Below are 16,150 nucleotides of genomic sequence, written 5' to 3' on the forward strand. Positions count from 1 at the left end.
CTCCCAATATTATTTTTTTGATATTTCTTCTAATGGTTGTGCGTTTCCATATTGATGTCTTGGCGTATTACTGCTAAATGCCCACTTCACAGCATTCTTAATAACCTTTTGCACATTGATATTGTAATAGGTAGGATAGGTTTCATGACCCGGTCTAAAATAAAATATTTTCCCGTTTCCTCTTTTAAAAGTTGCTCCACTTCTAAAGACTTCTCCACCTTCAAACCAACTGATGAAAACTGTTTCGTCTGGTGATGGGATATCGAAATGTTCTCCGTACATTTCTTCTTTTTCAAGTTCAAAATATGAGTCAATTCCTTCAGCGATAGGATGCGTGGGATCAACAACCCAAAGCCGTTCTTTTTCATCTGCCTCTCGCCATTTAAGGTCACACGATGTGCCCATTAAACTCTTGAAAATTTTTGAAAAATGTCCTGAATGTAAGACGACTAATCCCATACCTTCTAATACTTTCTGTTTTACTTTTTCTACGACTTCTTCATCAACTTCTTCATGTACTTTATGCCCCCACCAAATAAGTACATCTGTTTGTGCTAACACATCATCTGTTAAACCGTGCTGAGGTTCATCTAACGTTGCTGTAGTCACAATATGATCATCTGTTAAAAATGATGCTATTACATGATGTATACCGTTTGGATAAACAGCCTGTACATCTTCACTTTCTTGTTCATGTCTAAATTCATTCCATATTGTAATATTCATAAAATACCTCCATAAGCTTTATTTATCATTTAAGTAAACAGCTTGCCCTGTTTTAGCTGATTCGTATATAGCTTCTAATATCTGAGTTACAACAAATGCTTCTTTTGGTTTAACGACAGGTTCTATATCCTGAGTAATACTATTTATCCAAGCCCTCGCTTCTTCTTCTGCTTCATCTATCTTTTCACCTTCATAAAAATCAACGCCAGCATTTTCTAATTCAATTTCAGAAGTATACAGTGTTTTTAAGTCTTCACCGTGTATACGTAAGCCATTTTTCATGTCAGCCCCGCCATCAGTACCTGACAATGAACATTTAGCTTCATCAACGTCTAAAGAGTTAAGCGCCCAGCTTGATTCTAGTATAATGGTGGCCCCATTCTTCATCTTGATAAATCCAAATGCAGAGTCTTCTACCGTGAATTTATTTGGGTCCCAAGAACCCCAAGCATTTGCTGCATCCGCTTGTTTCCCCAATTTATGAAATGTAGAGCCCATCACAGATTCAGGCTCATAATTATCCATCATCCATAATGTAAGATCTAATGCATGAGTTCCTATATCAATTAACGGGCCACCTCCTTGTTTCTCTTCGTCTAGAAAAACCCCCCATGTTGGTACTGCACGTCTTCGAATAGCATGAGCCTTACTAAAATATATCTCTCCTAAGTCTCCACGTTGTGTTACTTTTCGTAGATATTGACTATCAGCACGAAATCTATTTTGATAACCAATAGTTAACTTTTTATTATTATGCACTGCAGCATCAATCATTAATTGTGCTTCTTCAGAAGTTTTAGCCATAGGTTTTTCACACATCACATGCTTGCTTGCATTCAATGCTGCTACAGTAATCTCTTGATGCGTATTATTTGGTGTACAAACATGAATAACTTCAATCGAATTATCTTTTAATAATTCAATGTAATCTTCATACACTGTTGCATTTTTATCACCATAACGCCTTGCTGCTGATTCAGCTTTTGTTTTATCTATATCACAAAAGGCAACCATTGATACCTCTGAAATTTTCGCTAAACTTGGTAAATGTTTACCATTTGCTATACCTCCACAACCAATAACACCAACTTTAACTGTCATCATCTCATCTCCTTAATTTTTGAACGTTCTAGAAGAAAACGCTTACAATAAAATGCAAAAAAATATTTAAGTCTTCTTTCTTACTTTAACTCCTTTAAAATTATAGTAGAATAAAAAATTAAAAACACCAATAAGTTTGACGTATTTAGAATTTATATATTAACATTAGAATATATTTTCAAAATTCGGAAATTTTTCCAACGGATAGGTGGAATCTTTTTATATGGTACTAGATCATCTTATTAATAAACATTTTGAACAACTAACAGAAAATGATTTACATATTATCAATATTATCAGACAAAACATTGATCAAATTTCGAACATGAAAATCCATGATTTAAGTAAACTTACACACACATCTATCTCTACAATTCATAGGTTAGTTAAAAAAATGGGGTTTGAAGGTTACAGTAATTTTAAGTTTTACTTGAAAATGGATACAAATACATCACCTACACAATTCACGAATGCAGATACAATTGTTGAAGATGTTCAAAGAACGGTTGAACATCTTGAAATGTTTGACTATCAACCACTGAATGAATTAATTGAAGCTGCTCCATTCATCTATATTTTTGGTACAGGTATGGCACAACAAAATGTAGCTCGTGAAGCTCAAAGACATATGCTATCTATTTCTAAAAGAGCTATTGTTATTAATGATGAAACAGAATTACGTTTAGCTATAAACCAAATGTCTTATGATGATTTACTTTTTGTTATATCGTTATCAGGAGAAACTAAAAATTTAATAGAACCTATTCAACTTATTAAAGCCCGTGAACTACTTTACGTATCAATTACAACTTTGCACGATAACTATATTGCTAAACATGCTGCTTTTAATATTTACGTTAATAGTCCATCTATTCAATTTTTTAATAATACGGAATACTACAGTTTCACACCTTATTATGTCGTATTTGATTTTATAGCAAGAACTTATCATAATTATAAAATTAATAATTAGTTTCATGTACAGTCTCTACTGATTTTATTACTACAAAAATTCAAATAAATCATTATATATGCTTTATTGATAAAAGTGTGGCGTGGTTTGAAAACTATTCTATGTTTTGATTTCCACGCCACCCCACTATTTCAAAATATTAACAAGGTTAACTTGATTTATTTAAAATTTGTTCCACTTCTTCTCTTACTTGTGATACCGAAAGCCCAACAATAACTTGAACATTTTTACCACTTTTAACAAGACCATGGGCTCCACCTTCTGATTTAAAATAATTATCTGTTGCTACCTTTTCAGGATCATTTACAGTCACTCGTAGTCTTGTGGCGCAATTAGTAACGTCTTCTATATTATCTGCGCCACCTAATCCTTCTATATATACATCTGCTTTCATTTGATATTCACTATAACTGTCAGAAACTGAATCTTGTTTTTTATTTTCACGGTAGTCCTTTTTCGTATATAGTTTAGTATCTTTATTGTCATCTTTCTCTCTACCAGGCATTGGAATATCAAACTTCAATATGATAAATCTAAACAAGTAATAATAAATAAAGATAAAAATAATACCTATTACAAATTGAGCCAAATAGGTCCCCCAATGTGATCCAAATAAAGGAATCCAATTGGTGGCTGCTATTTCAATAAAACCGCCACCTAAATTCCCAACTAAGCCAAATGCATGCATAATTGTAACCATTGTTGCACCTAAAATAGCATGTATCAAGAATAAGAAAGGTGCAATAAATATGAATGTAAATTCTAACGGCTCAGTAATTCCTGCAAAAACTGCAGTCAATGTAGCTGCTAATAATAGCGCACCTACCTCTTTCTTTTTATGAGGTTTAGCTGTGGAATATATTGCCATCGCTATACCAATCGAACCAAATATTTTCGTGTTACCTTGTAATAAGAATCCCCCGCCAGGGAATATATCTTTCAATGATTTAGTTGTCTCAGAATATTCAGTAAGGTGTGATATCCAATAAGATTTAATACCACCATCTACAACTGCCGGTCCATACTCAAATGGTGTATAGATAAAATGATGTAAACCTGTTGGTATCAATATCCTTTCTAGGAAGTGAAATAACCACACGCCAATATAACTAGATGAAGCAAGAAAGACTTGTAACGATGCAATCCAACCTTGAACAATCGGCCAACCCCAACTTGTTAAAAAGGCAATTGGAATCATACAAAAGAATGCAAGCATAACTACAAATGGTGATCCCTGGAATATACCTAATGATTCAGGCAATTTCTTATCATAATAACGGTTATGTAACCATATTGCGATACCCGAGATAATTAAGGCACCAATAATGTTAGTATCTAATGTTTTAATACCTACTAATTCTGTCAGTCCTGTCGCATCGTCAATATTCTCATTAAAGTTAACCCCAAAAGCAGGCCCCCACGTCGTTAATATGCCATTAATAAAATAATTAAACATCATATAAGTAACGACAGAAGACATTACTGCATGTCCTGCTGATTTTTTCGCTAATGAAATAGGTAACCCAATTACAAAAATGAGTTCTATATTTTCAAATACAGTCCATCCTCCGTTTTCAATTAGTGACCATATTTGAAACCATAAACCATCAGGATTGGCAAGTCCTCCCATAATAGCTTCATTTTTGAAAAGTGTCGCAATGCCAATAATAATACCGAAGAATGGGAACAATAGCACAGGTACTATCATTGCTCCACCGAACCTACGTATTGCATTGCCAATGTTTCGTCCAATATTCATAATCATCATCCTTTTCGCACACTTTGAAAGCGATTTCTTAAAAATGATGATATGCTTAAATATTTATAAGTTCAATATAATGACGTGATTTTGACATGTTGTATCCTTGAATGATTTTATTTTCATTAAAAGGTAAATTTTCCAATATTTTAATAAAACAGCACTTATAAATATATCACCTAAATGACAAATAATTGATTCTATTTAATAAAAAAACAGCACTTTAATCCACTTATTCGGATTAAAATACTGCTATTCATCTTAATATGCTTTATTTACTGACCATGATAAATATTAAATTCAAGTGGTTTCACTTCATTGTCTAACCATTCTTGATAAATTAATTTTTTCTTCACTTTATTATCGATAATTGTAATACCACAATCACCGCCGCCCGCGCCTGATGTTTTAGCTGCACCACCGTATTTTTCGGCTACAGAACATAAAACTTTCAAGTGTGCTGTCTCAATATCAATCGTTGCCTCTTTGTCCATCGATTGAATGATTTCACGGTTTGTACGAATCATTTGCTGTACGCCTTTTATGTGATTTGTTTTGAAAGCATGAATCAGTTTTTCTACACATAAATGTGAGCGTTCTAAGAATTTACCATAAAATGTAGGATCTGATTTTAAACGTTTAACTTCACTAACAAGATGATGTGATGACGCAGGAGACCCTGTCCAACCAATTAGCACTTCCATGTTTTCAGGAGGCTGTAATGGTTCAATATGTAGGCCAGGCCAGTTTTTATTTAGCACTTCATTGACAGAAGTGTCCTCTATTTGTTGTGAAACCCACTCATGGTCAAATGTACTATATGCTAGCCATCCTGTATAAATACTAACAGCAATATCTCCACAAGAACTTAAGCTTTGTAATTTCATATTAGCAATCACGGCTAATTTATAAATATAAAGGTTAGATAAATGTGTCTCATAAAATTCATTTAATACTTTTACAACTGAAACGAGCACAGCCGCACTAGATCCTAACCCATACTTATGACCATTCGCATCGTCTAGATTACTATCTATCGTTAGATTAAAATGTTTCAAACTGATATTGTTACTACGAACATACTGTTCAAATACTTCAATCGCAGTAATGACATACTTCAATTGTTTAGCAGCATGTACATCTGAAACAGCAATTCTATCTTCACGTCTTTGGAAAGTCACAGGTTCATGGTGTAATGTTTTTGAATGTATTGTGCCTTGGGAAACACTAGAATCTTCAATAGTAGCTGTTACAAATCGATCTACTGCAATTAATACAGATTTATATCCAGGTTCAGTAACAGCATATTCACCTGCAATATATAGCTTACCTGGTGCTTTGACTTGAATCATTTTATCTCTTCCTTACTCAATAATTTCAACGCCTGTGCTTATAATATCACTCGCAATGATTTGTGTTTCATCAAATGATTTATATAAGGCATCCATCACTGCTTGCTGATTTTTCTTTTCAACTAAAATTTTTACATTAGGTCCAGCATCCATTGTAAAGTAGCAAGGGTAACCCGCTTCTCGACATTGGTGTACAATATCCATTACAAGATAACTATCATCTACCATATACGTAAATGGTGGTTGTGACCCTAAGTTCGTTGCATGCATACGTAAACCGTTTGCCTCAATAACTTCACCTAATTGCTTAAAGTCTTTTTGATTTATCGCATGTTTAACTGCTGTTATATCTTCATCTACATGATCCAACCAATATTGATAAAATCGAGATGTATCACGTGTTAGTGACATACCAGCACGACTAGATACTTTTTTAGATTTATTATTGATTACTACAAATATCATTGCTAAGTCATTTTCCCAATTGTCTGCTTCAACAGGAAAACTGTATGATGTTTCATCATCATGACCTTTTTCCCATTCTACAAAGCCACCGTAGATACTTCTTGATGCTGATCCAGAACCTCTACGAGCTAACCTAGATAATGCTTTACCCGTTAATCCAAGATTTAAAGCCTTGTCACACGCAGCTGCTAATGCGGCATACGCACTTGCTGAAGAAGCAAGCCCTGCTGCAGTTGGTACGTAATTCTCACTTTCAATATACGCATGTGCAGATGTTCCACCTAATTCTCTGACGATATCCATAAATTTACTTATTTTAACAGCCTCATTTTCTTCAACCACTTGACCATTTAAAATAAGCGTATCTTTGGCATAACTCTCATCAAAAGTAACTTTTGTTTCAGTATAAAAACGGTCTAATGTTACAGAAAGACTATTATTCATCGGAATGATAAAAGTTTCGTCAGCCTTCCCCCAATATTTAATCAATGCAATGTTTGTATGCGCACGTGCTTTACCACTATTGACCAACCTCATTACCCTCCTAAGTATTCAATCCATGTATGATGTGCACCTAAATCTGTTGCACATTTAACAATGTTCTCTGCTATTTCTAAATCAGTAGCTAGTACAATCATACTACCACCTCTACCGCCACCAGTTAACTTACCGGCAATAGCACCTTGTTGCTTACTTACTTCTAATATCTCTTCAATCTTCTCATGGCTTACAGTTAATGTTCTCAAATTCTCTTGGCATAAATTAAATACAGAGGCTAATTGTTCGAAATCATGGTGTTCAATTGACTCACTTGCTTCATGTACAAGTTTACCAATATGCTTTACATTCTGCAGATATTTACGATCTTCCTTACATAAATTATGCACATCTTCTACTGCTTGTTTCGTAGAACCACGAACACCTGTATCGATAACAACCATATAGCCATTTAAATCTAACGGCTTTAAGGTTTGTACTTGTCCTTGTTGAAACCACACAGGCTTATTGGAAACAATAGTTTGTGTATCAATACCGCTTGGCTTGCCGTGCGCAATGCGCTCAGCCCAATTCGCTTCCTCAATTAATAGTGCATCAGATAACGGTTTTTTAAGATAATCAAAACTTGCACGCACAAAAGCCACTGCCATAGCAGCACTAGAACCTAATCCTCTAGAAGGTGGTAAGTTTGTATCAATCGACACTTTTATAGGCGTTTTAATACTATATTTTTCAATAAATCTTGTAATTACTGCTTTTAAATGTTCAGGTGCCTTGCTTAATTCACCTTCAAATACTTCACTTTTGATAAAAGAAACACTTGTTTCCTTCAAAGATTCAATTGTTGCTTTTACTTTACCAGTCGTGAATGGAATTGCAATTGCTGGTTCACCAAATGTTACAGCATGTTCACCAATTAATATTACCTTACCATTCGCTTCCCCGTATCCTTGTTGTGCCATATTTTCAATCACCTTTAGTATTTTCTTTAAATTGTATTTATATGTACTTATTTGTACAGTTCAGGCTTCTATTCATTTACCCCATAAAAATGCATTGATCACTCAAATCATATTTCCAAGGAAATCTTTGATTTTCTTTCGATAAAAAAGAAAGAGAAGTCGTATTTAAGTATGCAATTTTTAAATTCAGATAAAACTTCATTAGCATTAAACATTTTCATTATTTTTGCAAACATCATTTTATATTATCTCACAAATTCTATATAATGCCATACGACTCTGGTCATAGTTTATCAAATTCTATAAACTACACCTGCTTACATTATTATAGAGACCTATAAACAATCATCACAAAAATTAATACCAGATGCTAATTCATGTTCATACTTATTCATTATAAAACGCCTAGGCCATATATTCAAAAACTTACATTGAAAATGCCCAAATTTATTAATTATTAGTTTTTAACCATACTTTCACTATATTACTTATTTCATTTCTATAATTCAACAGATTTAAAAACCTATTGCTATAAATCTTATTTAATTTAACAAAATCAAATAAGACTAGTATGTATACTTAATCTTCAAGTACCCATACTAGCCTTATTCTAATCTAATTCATTGTTTGATTGATTTTAGCGTTACGTTCTATCATTTTCTCAAAATAGCCTTCATATAATTGCCATTCCTCATCAATGATTGGCTCCATGTTCAAGCGCCCACCTAAATCTTTGATTGCATACAACAATTGGAACATCACATCTTGGACTGTTATCTTCTTATTTAAAAGCGTTTCTAACGATGCCATACAAGATGGTTCAATATTTGGATAAGTGAACTTAGTTTCCTCACCTTTTAACGCACGCTCATAAAAAGACTGCATCATCTCAGCTCTTTCACTGCCATCACCTTCTACACAAAGGTAAATTTGAACTGCAATACCACCACGAACGCGTCTTTGCGAAATACCAGCAAACTTTCTACCATTAATGCTCAAGTCAAATTTACCTGGGCAGTATGACCTTTCGATTTCATGGGTCGCTATTTCAATATCTTCATCTTCAAACATTTTAGCAATTAATAAATACATTACCGAAAAAGCTTCATCAATTGTTATGTCATGTTTCCCTTTAAAAATCAATGATATATTTAGCACGCCTTGATCTAAGACCACACCTAGTCCACCCGAGTTTCTAACAATTGCATTATAACCACGCTCTTCAGTAAGATAACGTATACCGTCTTGCAAATAAGGTAATCTCGAATCATGAATACCTAATATTACAGTATGTTGATGTACCCATGTACGAACAACACTACATGATAAATCTTTCCCCACACTTTCAGAAAAAGTATCATCAAATGCAAATGACTGCATAGGCGCCAAGCCCGAAGAATGATCTATATAACGCCAATCTGCGGCATTAAAATATTTGCTTGCTAAATCCATTATTGTAATGACTGTGCAGCAGTAATGATTGATAGATTATATACGTCTTCTATAGAACAACCACGTGATAAATCATTTACTGGTGAGTTAAGACCTTGTAATACTGGACCAACCGCATCAAATCCGCCAAGACGTTGAGCAATTTTATAACCGATATTTCCAGCTTCTAAACTAGGAAATACGAATACATTTGCATCGCCTTGAATTTTAGCATCTGGCGCTTTTTTCTTCGCAACTTCTGGTACAATTGCTGCGTCAAATTGGAATTCACCATCTACAACGACGTCTTCAATATGATCAGCTTCAATTTTCTCTTGAGCTATGTTTACAGCGTTTGAGACTTTTTCAACATCATCTGACTTAGCAGATCCTTTTGTTGAGAAACTTAACATTGCTACACGTGGTGACATTCCGAAACTTTTAGCAGATTTAGCACTTTCAATTGCAATTTCAGCTAAATCTTGTGCTTCAAGTGTAGGGTTAATTGCACAATCACCAAAAATATATTGTTGATCGTCTTTAATCATAAAGAAGATGCCTGAAGTTTTAGAGACACCAGGTTTTGTTTTGATAATTTGTAATGCTGGGCGCACAGTATCTCCAGTAGAATGAGCAGCACCACTAACAAGTCCTTCTGCTTTACCAGTATAAACAAGCATTGTGCCAAAGTAGTTCACATTTTTCAACATTTCTTGTGCTTGTTCTTCTGTTGCTTTACCTTTACGGCGCTCAACAAAAGCAGTTACTAATTCTTGTTTTAATTCACTCGTTTCTGGATCGATGATTTCTAAATTTGCAATATCTAAGCCTTTGTCATTAGCTAAGGCTTTAACATTTGCTTCGTTACCTAATACTACAGGTGTCACATAGTCTGTCCCTTGTAATTGTGTTGCTGCTGTTAGTACTCGTTCGTCTTCCCCTTCAGGTAAGACTATTTTCACGTTTTTTCCTGAAAGTTTTTCTTGTAATACATCTAATAAAGACATAAGGGCCTCCTCAAAATTTCAATTCTTTTTATTTTACGAATACCATTATACGTTATTTTTTCTTAGAATTCCATGTCACCAATTTGTAATCATTTACTTATGTTTTAATACTCCCTTTATGGTAAAATTTTGTAGTGAAGACATAAAAATTTTCATAAAAGGAGAGATTTAAATGCCACAAGCACCAGAAACATTAGATGGATGGTACAGTTTACATTTATTATATGCGATTGATTGGTCAAGCCTACGTTTAGTGCCGAATGAAGAACGTCAAAATCTCGTAGAAGAGTTACAATCATTTTTAAATAAACATGAATCAGCACGCACAAACAATACTGGTGACCATGCATTTTACAATATAACAGGTCAAAAAGCAGATATTCTTTTATGGGCATTACGACCAGAAATGAAAGACTTAAACGCCTTTGAAAATGAATTCAACAAATTAAAAATTACTGATTTCTTAATCCCAACATATTCATACGTTTCAATCATAGAATTAGGAAATTATCTTGCAGGAAAATCTGATGAAGATCCTTATGAAAACCCTCATATCAAACCAAGATTATTCCCTGAATTACCACATTCTGAATATATCTGTTTTTATCCAATGGATAAACGTCGTAATGAAACTTATAACTGGTACATGCTCCCACTTGAAGAACGTCAAGCGCTTATGTATGCACACGGCAAAATTGGTCGTCAATACGCTGGAAAAATCAAACAATTTATTACTGGCTCAATGGGATTCGATGACTTTGAATGGGGTGTAACATTATTTGCAGATGATCCATTACAATTCAAAAAAATCGTCTCTGAGATGAGATTTGATGAAACAACAGCACGCTATGGTGATTTCGGTAGTTTCTATGTAGGACACATTGTTAAGAAAGAAGGTTTACAAGACCTTTTTTCATTATAAATGCGTGAAGAAAGAAGCACAGAATGAGCAGTAATTGGCATAAGCACTACTAATTTATTTAAAAATTTTCATATTATGATTAAAAAAAGATCTCGTCACTAGATTAACTACTGACGAGGTCTTTTAATTTTGAGACAAGGATTATTATCCTTATACTCGTTTTATTGTAGTGTGTTTGGGAGAACTTTAGTCACTACTTAATTTAAATATTAACTGTTTATATTGTCGCTACTCAATATATATCTGTAACAGTTAACTAATACTATTTTAACCTATTTGAAATATTTGAAACATAAATGTATTAAAAAATTGTACGAAATACATTAATTCCCTTATATAATAAGCGCAGAGCGATTCTTATAACAAAATGTAATAATAAAGTGTTACAATAAAAAATATTAATTCAATAACTTATTCCCACGCTTTGAGAACGATTCAATAGTGTTGGTTAAATACATTTTTATTTGGTGATTAAATGACAATTTATAATCAAGCAATCGAGAGTTATGATGAAAAAATGGCAAAAGATGTTATTATGCTTGCTGGAAGAATTCTATTAGAATCAGGTGCAGAAGGTTCACGCGTGGAAGATACGATGACAAGGATGGCTTTTACTTTAGGTTATAAAGAGAGCAATAGTTTTGTTACAAATACTGTCATCAATTTTATGCTTCATAATGAATCTTATCCAAGAATTTTCCGAATTAAAACACGAGACACAAACCTTCTTCGCATTTCACGAACAAACGGTATTTCTAGACGACTGGCACTGGGCGATATTTCCTTAGAAGACGCATTTCAAGAATTACAAAAAATATACAATGAACAAAGCATCCAAAGCCATTATCTTTTTTACAAATTTATAGCTGCCGCAATCATTTCAGTTAGCTTTTTATACTTACAAGGTGGTTATTTAATAGATGTTTTTACCGCATTAGTAGCTGGATCTTTAGGCTATATCGTAGTAGAATTATTGCATCAAAAATTGCATGCTCAATTTATTCCTGAATTTATGGGAGCGTTAGTAATTGGCTTAACAACAATTATAGGACATCATCTCATTCCAGGTGGTTCAGTCGCCACTATTATAATTGCTGCAGTCATGCCGATCGTACCAGGTGTGTTAATCACAAATGCCATTCAAGATTTGTTCGGTGGACATATGTTGATGTTTACCACTAAATCATTAGAAGCGCTCGTCACTGCTTTTGGTATCGGAGCTGGCGTTAGCACAATACTAATTATTTTTTAGGAGTTATGTCTATGTTTTGGATATTAAATTTTATATTTAGCTATACCGCTTCCCTCTTTTTCGGAGTAATATTTGATGTTCCTAAACGTCTATATAACATTGTCGGACTTGTTGGAGCTTGTGGTTGGATGGTTTATATTTTATTTTATGATGGATTTTCTACGCACACGATTTACTCTAGTTTCTTTGGAAGTCTAGCTTTAGGTTGCTTAAGTCATATCATGGCTCGTGTTAAAAAAGAACCCGTTATCATCTTTATGATTCCAGGAATAATTCCATTGGTTCCTGGTGGACTAGCCTTTGATGCGACTAAGAATCTAGTACTGTTAGAGTTTAGTAAAGCTATAAATACAATGTTAGAAGTCACACTTATAGCTGGTGCAATTGCCTTAGGATTACTCTTCGCTGACCAAATAGCCAAACTCATTGTTTCCGGAACAAAAATACGTAAAAAACGCGTCTGATCATTATATTTACTGCAATAAACACAAATAAGAAGGACAGCTCATCATATAGATTGCTGTCCTTCTTTTTAAATCATTAAATTTTTACTATTACATGTTAAATACATACGTTTACACGAAGTAATAGCTATTGATTCGCTTTCTCTGACTTATGTGCATTTATTAGATCTACGACGTCATCTTCTGAACGATTTAAAATCAATCTGCTTAATTTATCGTTATCCATACGCTTCAGTTTTGGATAGCGCACTACAAAGAAGATTAAACCAATCACTAACCAACCACCTAATGCAATATATGAAGGTAGAGATAGTGACGCTGGTGAACCAGGAACTAATAATAACAGTAAGAAAATAAATGATACGATTGAGCCTAAGATTGCAAATGTTTTATAAACAGGGCTATACGTATTGCTGGATTTATTAAAACTAAACAACTTAGCTGCTGACAGACAAGTAATAAAGTAAGCAATAGATACGCCTGTTGACGACATATCGACAATCCAAGTCAATGCCGTACGCCCTAACCACGGCGCAATTAACGTAATAGCAACTAAGAAGATAATTGCAATATATGGCGTTTTGTATCTATTATGCAATTTACTAAATACTGATGGCATAATACCTGAACGGCCCATAGAGAATAGCAAACGACTGGAGCTCATTAAGAAGCCGTTTAATCCAGTGAAAATCCCCATGATAATAGCAATTGCTAACACTGCTAAACCAATATAACCAAAGGCTTCTTGTGTTACAGCACCTGTTAACCATAAGTTTCCATTTAAACTGGTTGACGAAGTACTTAACCAACTAGTGTATAATATCATCAATACATAGGTAAATGCTGCAGCTAACAAACTATATACAATAAGTTTGAATGTTTTATTAGGCGAAAAATCAAATTCTTCAGCTGTCTGTGGTATATTATCAAATCCAACATATGCCCATGGCGCAATTGCCACAATCATTATGATTGAAGTAAACCATCCCTTACTTTCATTGGTTAATGGTTGTAAATTTTCAAAAGAAAAGTTATTACCAAAGAAAGAACCGAAAAATAATAATATTATTGTAATAACCATTGCTACACAAAAGTAGTATTGCAGAGACCCTGAAACACTTGCACCTTTAATTGCTATAAACATAAAAACAATTAATAATAATGAAGCAATCAGAATTTCAGTGATATACACGTCCCATCCTGCTATCGTATATAATTTACCAGTTTCTAAAATATCAGGTAATAAAAATTTAATTAATAAACTAAATGCTGTGGCGTTTAATGCGACCACACAAATATACCCAAATGTTAAGAACCAGGATGAGAAGAAACTTACGTACCTCCCAAACCCTAAAAAGCTAAATGCAAAGGCTCCGCCTGAAACAGGAAAACGTTCTACTAATGCACCATAACTTACTGCTATAAGTATCATTAATAATGCACCGATGACGATACCTATCGCTGCAGAAACCGGACCTGATTGACCTATCCAGTCACCAGGTAATATAAAAGCGCCCCAACCTATACACGATCCATAGGCGATTGCCCATACAAACTTCTCAGATAAATTCTGTTTTAAATCTCCTCTATCTATCTGTTTTTCATTTTGACTCATAAATAAAATTCACCTCATGGAGTGTATTATACCCATAAGATGAATTCTATAACAATTATAAATTTATAATTTAATCGTTGCTATAACTAACATTAGCCAGCCAGCAATAAATAGTACGCCGCCAATTGGTGTAACCGCGCCTAATATACGAATTTGAGTTAAAGCTAAAATATACAATGAACCACTGAAAAATATAATACCAAAGAATAGTAACCAACCTGCCCAATTGACATTAATCGATGTAGTACCACTAATGATACCTATCGCTAATAATCCTAGACCATGATACATCTGATAAGTTGTCGCCTTTTCCCAAATGGCTAAGTATTTTTCCGACAGCTTATTTTCTAATCCATGTGCACCAAAAGCACCTGTACCTACTGCCATCATCGCATTAAGTGCGCCTAAAACAATAAACACTTTCATCATGTTAATTTCCATCCTTCCATTATTTAAAAATCAAAAATTGAGTCACCATTACCTATTTCATCATCTGTAACCAATTTATTAGAATTTAATCCAGTATCGGTTGTCACATTCTGACTGGAACTATTTGGAACTTTTCCACCCATCGCTCTGATTTCATTTTCAGAAATATGCGATTGAGTATTGCCTTGTTGTACTTTTGATGATTTAAAAGAAGATGACACATTAAAACTATTGTCACTATAACGTTGTTTATTAGAACGAGTCTCAGTAACTAATGATGTTAATGTATGAATCGCATATATATGCTTCTCAAAATCAGTATTACTTTGAGCTTCATCTGCTTGAACTAACTCCTGTTCAATCAATTGAATAATCTTTTCTTTTTCCATATATTAATCCTCACTCTCACACCAATTCACTGGTTGAATGCCATTTGTTTGTAAATATTTATTTGTCAGAGAATACGGTTTTGATCCAAAGAAACCACGATATGCTGATAATGGACTCGGATGTGGAGACTGAATAATATGGTGTTTTGTAGTGTCTATTAGCTTAATTTTCTGTTGCGCGGGTTTCCCCCATAAAATAAACACGACATTTGTCAATTGTTCAGATACCGTTTTTATCACTTCATCAGTAAAGACTTCCCAGCCAATATTTTTATGAGAATGCGCTTCCCCTTGGCGAACCGTCAAAACAGTATTTAATAATAAGACACCCTCACGCGCCCAATCCTGTAAATGTGGAGATTTTCTTATACAACCAATATCATCTTCAAGTTCTTTATACATATTTCGTAAAGAAGGTGGAAACTTGGCATCTGGTTGCACTGAAAAAGCTAATCCATGTGCTTGATTCGGTCCATGATAAGGATCCTGGCCTAATATGACCACTTTCACGTGTTCAAATGGTGTTAAATCAAATGCTTGATAAATATTTTCTCTATCCGGATACACCACTTCAGTAGTATATTCTTTTTCTAAAAAATCATGCATGGCAGTAAAGTCATGTCGCGTAGTTATATCATGAAAAATATCCGACCATTCCATATCGTCTCACCTCATTCATATAGTAACATAAAGAACCACTTTTTTGCTTTAGCAAAATTAGTGGTTCTTACACATGAGCTTATGCTCAGGTGCTCCTCTATGCTTTCTCGGTATCGAGAGCCTTCTCCACTTTTTTGCTTTAGCA

General features: G+C 33.9%; 16 protein-coding genes. 4 read left to right on the forward strand and 12 right to left on the reverse strand.

Annotated elements, in window-relative coordinates; all coding sequences use genetic code 11:
* Positions 1–9: 9 nt before the first annotated feature.
* Positions 10–726: a ThuA domain-containing protein gene (locus tag D9V42_RS07270; protein WP_122064176.1), complete on the reverse strand. Its 717-nt coding sequence runs from the start codon at positions 724–726 to the stop codon at positions 10–12.
* 18 nt (positions 727–744) lie between these two features.
* Positions 745–1,827 (reverse strand): Gfo/Idh/MocA family protein, encoded by a 1,083-nt coding sequence (locus tag D9V42_RS07275; protein WP_122064179.1) that lies wholly within the window; start codon positions 1,825–1,827, stop codon positions 745–747.
* Between the two features lie 223 nt (positions 1,828–2,050).
* Here D9V42_RS07275 and D9V42_RS07280 point away from each other — a divergent pair, with 223 nt between their 5' ends.
* Positions 2,051–2,800 carry a MurR/RpiR family transcriptional regulator gene (locus tag D9V42_RS07280; RefSeq protein WP_107554959.1) on the forward strand — a complete coding sequence of 250 codons (750 nt, stop codon included), beginning with the start codon at positions 2,051–2,053 and terminating at the stop codon, positions 2,798–2,800.
* Positions 2,801–2,948: 148 nt separating this feature from the next.
* On the opposite strand, the gene D9V42_RS07285 is transcribed toward D9V42_RS07280, so the two are convergent.
* The 6 genes from D9V42_RS07285 to pta form a co-directional block, all read right to left on the reverse strand.
* The gene (locus tag D9V42_RS07285) at positions 2,949–4,559 is read right to left on the reverse strand and encodes an alpha-glucoside-specific PTS transporter subunit IIBC (RefSeq protein ID WP_107554958.1); all 1,611 of its coding nucleotides are present in this window, start codon (positions 4,557–4,559) and stop codon (positions 2,949–2,951) included.
* Between the two features lie 275 nt (positions 4,560–4,834).
* Entirely contained in the window at positions 4,835–5,911 is a 1,077-nt protein-coding gene (locus tag D9V42_RS07290) for a phosphomevalonate kinase (RefSeq protein ID WP_017722665.1), read from the reverse strand.
* A 12-nt stretch (positions 5,912–5,923) separates the two neighbouring features.
* Positions 5,924–6,907, reverse strand: a complete 984-nt coding sequence (mvaD, locus tag D9V42_RS07295) for a diphosphomevalonate decarboxylase (RefSeq protein WP_107554957.1) — start codon at positions 6,905–6,907, stop codon at positions 5,924–5,926.
* 5 nt (positions 6,908–6,912) lie between these two features.
* Positions 6,913–7,836 (reverse strand): mevalonate kinase, encoded by a 924-nt coding sequence (mvk, locus tag D9V42_RS07300; RefSeq protein ID WP_107529792.1) that lies wholly within the window; start codon positions 7,834–7,836, stop codon positions 6,913–6,915.
* A 615-nt stretch (positions 7,837–8,451) separates the two neighbouring features.
* A complete protein-coding gene (locus D9V42_RS07305) occupies positions 8,452–9,288 on the reverse strand; it encodes a lipoate--protein ligase family protein (protein WP_107554956.1) in 837 nt (278 codons plus the stop codon).
* The gene (gene pta / locus D9V42_RS07310) at positions 9,288–10,274 is read right to left on the reverse strand and encodes a phosphate acetyltransferase (RefSeq protein WP_107554955.1); all 987 of its coding nucleotides are present in this window, start codon (positions 10,272–10,274) and stop codon (positions 9,288–9,290) included. The genes D9V42_RS07305 and pta overlap by 1 nt, the downstream gene beginning before the upstream one ends.
* 172 nt (positions 10,275–10,446) lie before the next feature.
* Between pta and hemQ the strand changes: the two genes are divergently transcribed.
* The 3 genes from hemQ (at position 10,447) to D9V42_RS07325 (ending at position 12,912) form a co-directional block, all read left to right on the forward strand.
* Positions 10,447–11,196 carry a hydrogen peroxide-dependent heme synthase gene (hemQ, locus tag D9V42_RS07315; RefSeq protein WP_107554954.1) on the forward strand — a complete coding sequence of 250 codons (750 nt, stop codon included), beginning with the start codon at positions 10,447–10,449 and terminating at the stop codon, positions 11,194–11,196.
* A 481-nt stretch (positions 11,197–11,677) separates the two neighbouring features.
* Positions 11,678–12,448, forward strand: coding sequence for a threonine/serine exporter family protein (locus tag D9V42_RS07320; RefSeq protein ID WP_394524140.1), 771 nt, complete (start codon positions 11,678–11,680; stop codon positions 12,446–12,448).
* Positions 12,449–12,459: 11 nt separating this feature from the next.
* Positions 12,460–12,912, forward strand: a complete 453-nt coding sequence (locus D9V42_RS07325; protein WP_047172793.1) for a threonine/serine exporter family protein — start codon at positions 12,460–12,462, stop codon at positions 12,910–12,912.
* 127 nt (positions 12,913–13,039) lie between these two features.
* On the opposite strand, the gene D9V42_RS07330 is transcribed toward D9V42_RS07325, so the two are convergent.
* The 4 genes from D9V42_RS07330 to D9V42_RS07345 all read right to left on the reverse strand — a co-directional run bounded on the left by D9V42_RS07330 (position 13,040) and on the right by D9V42_RS07345 (position 16,005).
* Positions 13,040–14,527, reverse strand: a complete 1,488-nt coding sequence (locus D9V42_RS07330) for an APC family permease (RefSeq protein WP_122064181.1) — start codon at positions 14,525–14,527, stop codon at positions 13,040–13,042.
* A 63-nt stretch (positions 14,528–14,590) separates the two neighbouring features.
* Positions 14,591–14,953 (reverse strand): DUF423 domain-containing protein, encoded by a 363-nt coding sequence (locus D9V42_RS07335; RefSeq protein ID WP_107554971.1) that lies wholly within the window; start codon positions 14,951–14,953, stop codon positions 14,591–14,593.
* Positions 14,954–14,979: 26 nt separating this feature from the next.
* Positions 14,980–15,345, reverse strand: a complete 366-nt coding sequence (locus D9V42_RS07340; protein ID WP_107554951.1) for a DUF5327 family protein — start codon at positions 15,343–15,345, stop codon at positions 14,980–14,982.
* A 3-nt stretch (positions 15,346–15,348) separates the two neighbouring features.
* A complete protein-coding gene (locus D9V42_RS07345) occupies positions 15,349–16,005 on the reverse strand; it encodes a uracil-DNA glycosylase (protein ID WP_107554950.1) in 657 nt (218 codons plus the stop codon).
* Between the last annotated feature and the right edge of the window lie 145 nt (positions 16,006–16,150).

Source organism: Staphylococcus pseudoxylosus, assembly GCF_003697915.1.
GTDB classification, from domain to species: Bacteria; Bacillota; Bacilli; order Staphylococcales; family Staphylococcaceae; genus Staphylococcus; species Staphylococcus pseudoxylosus.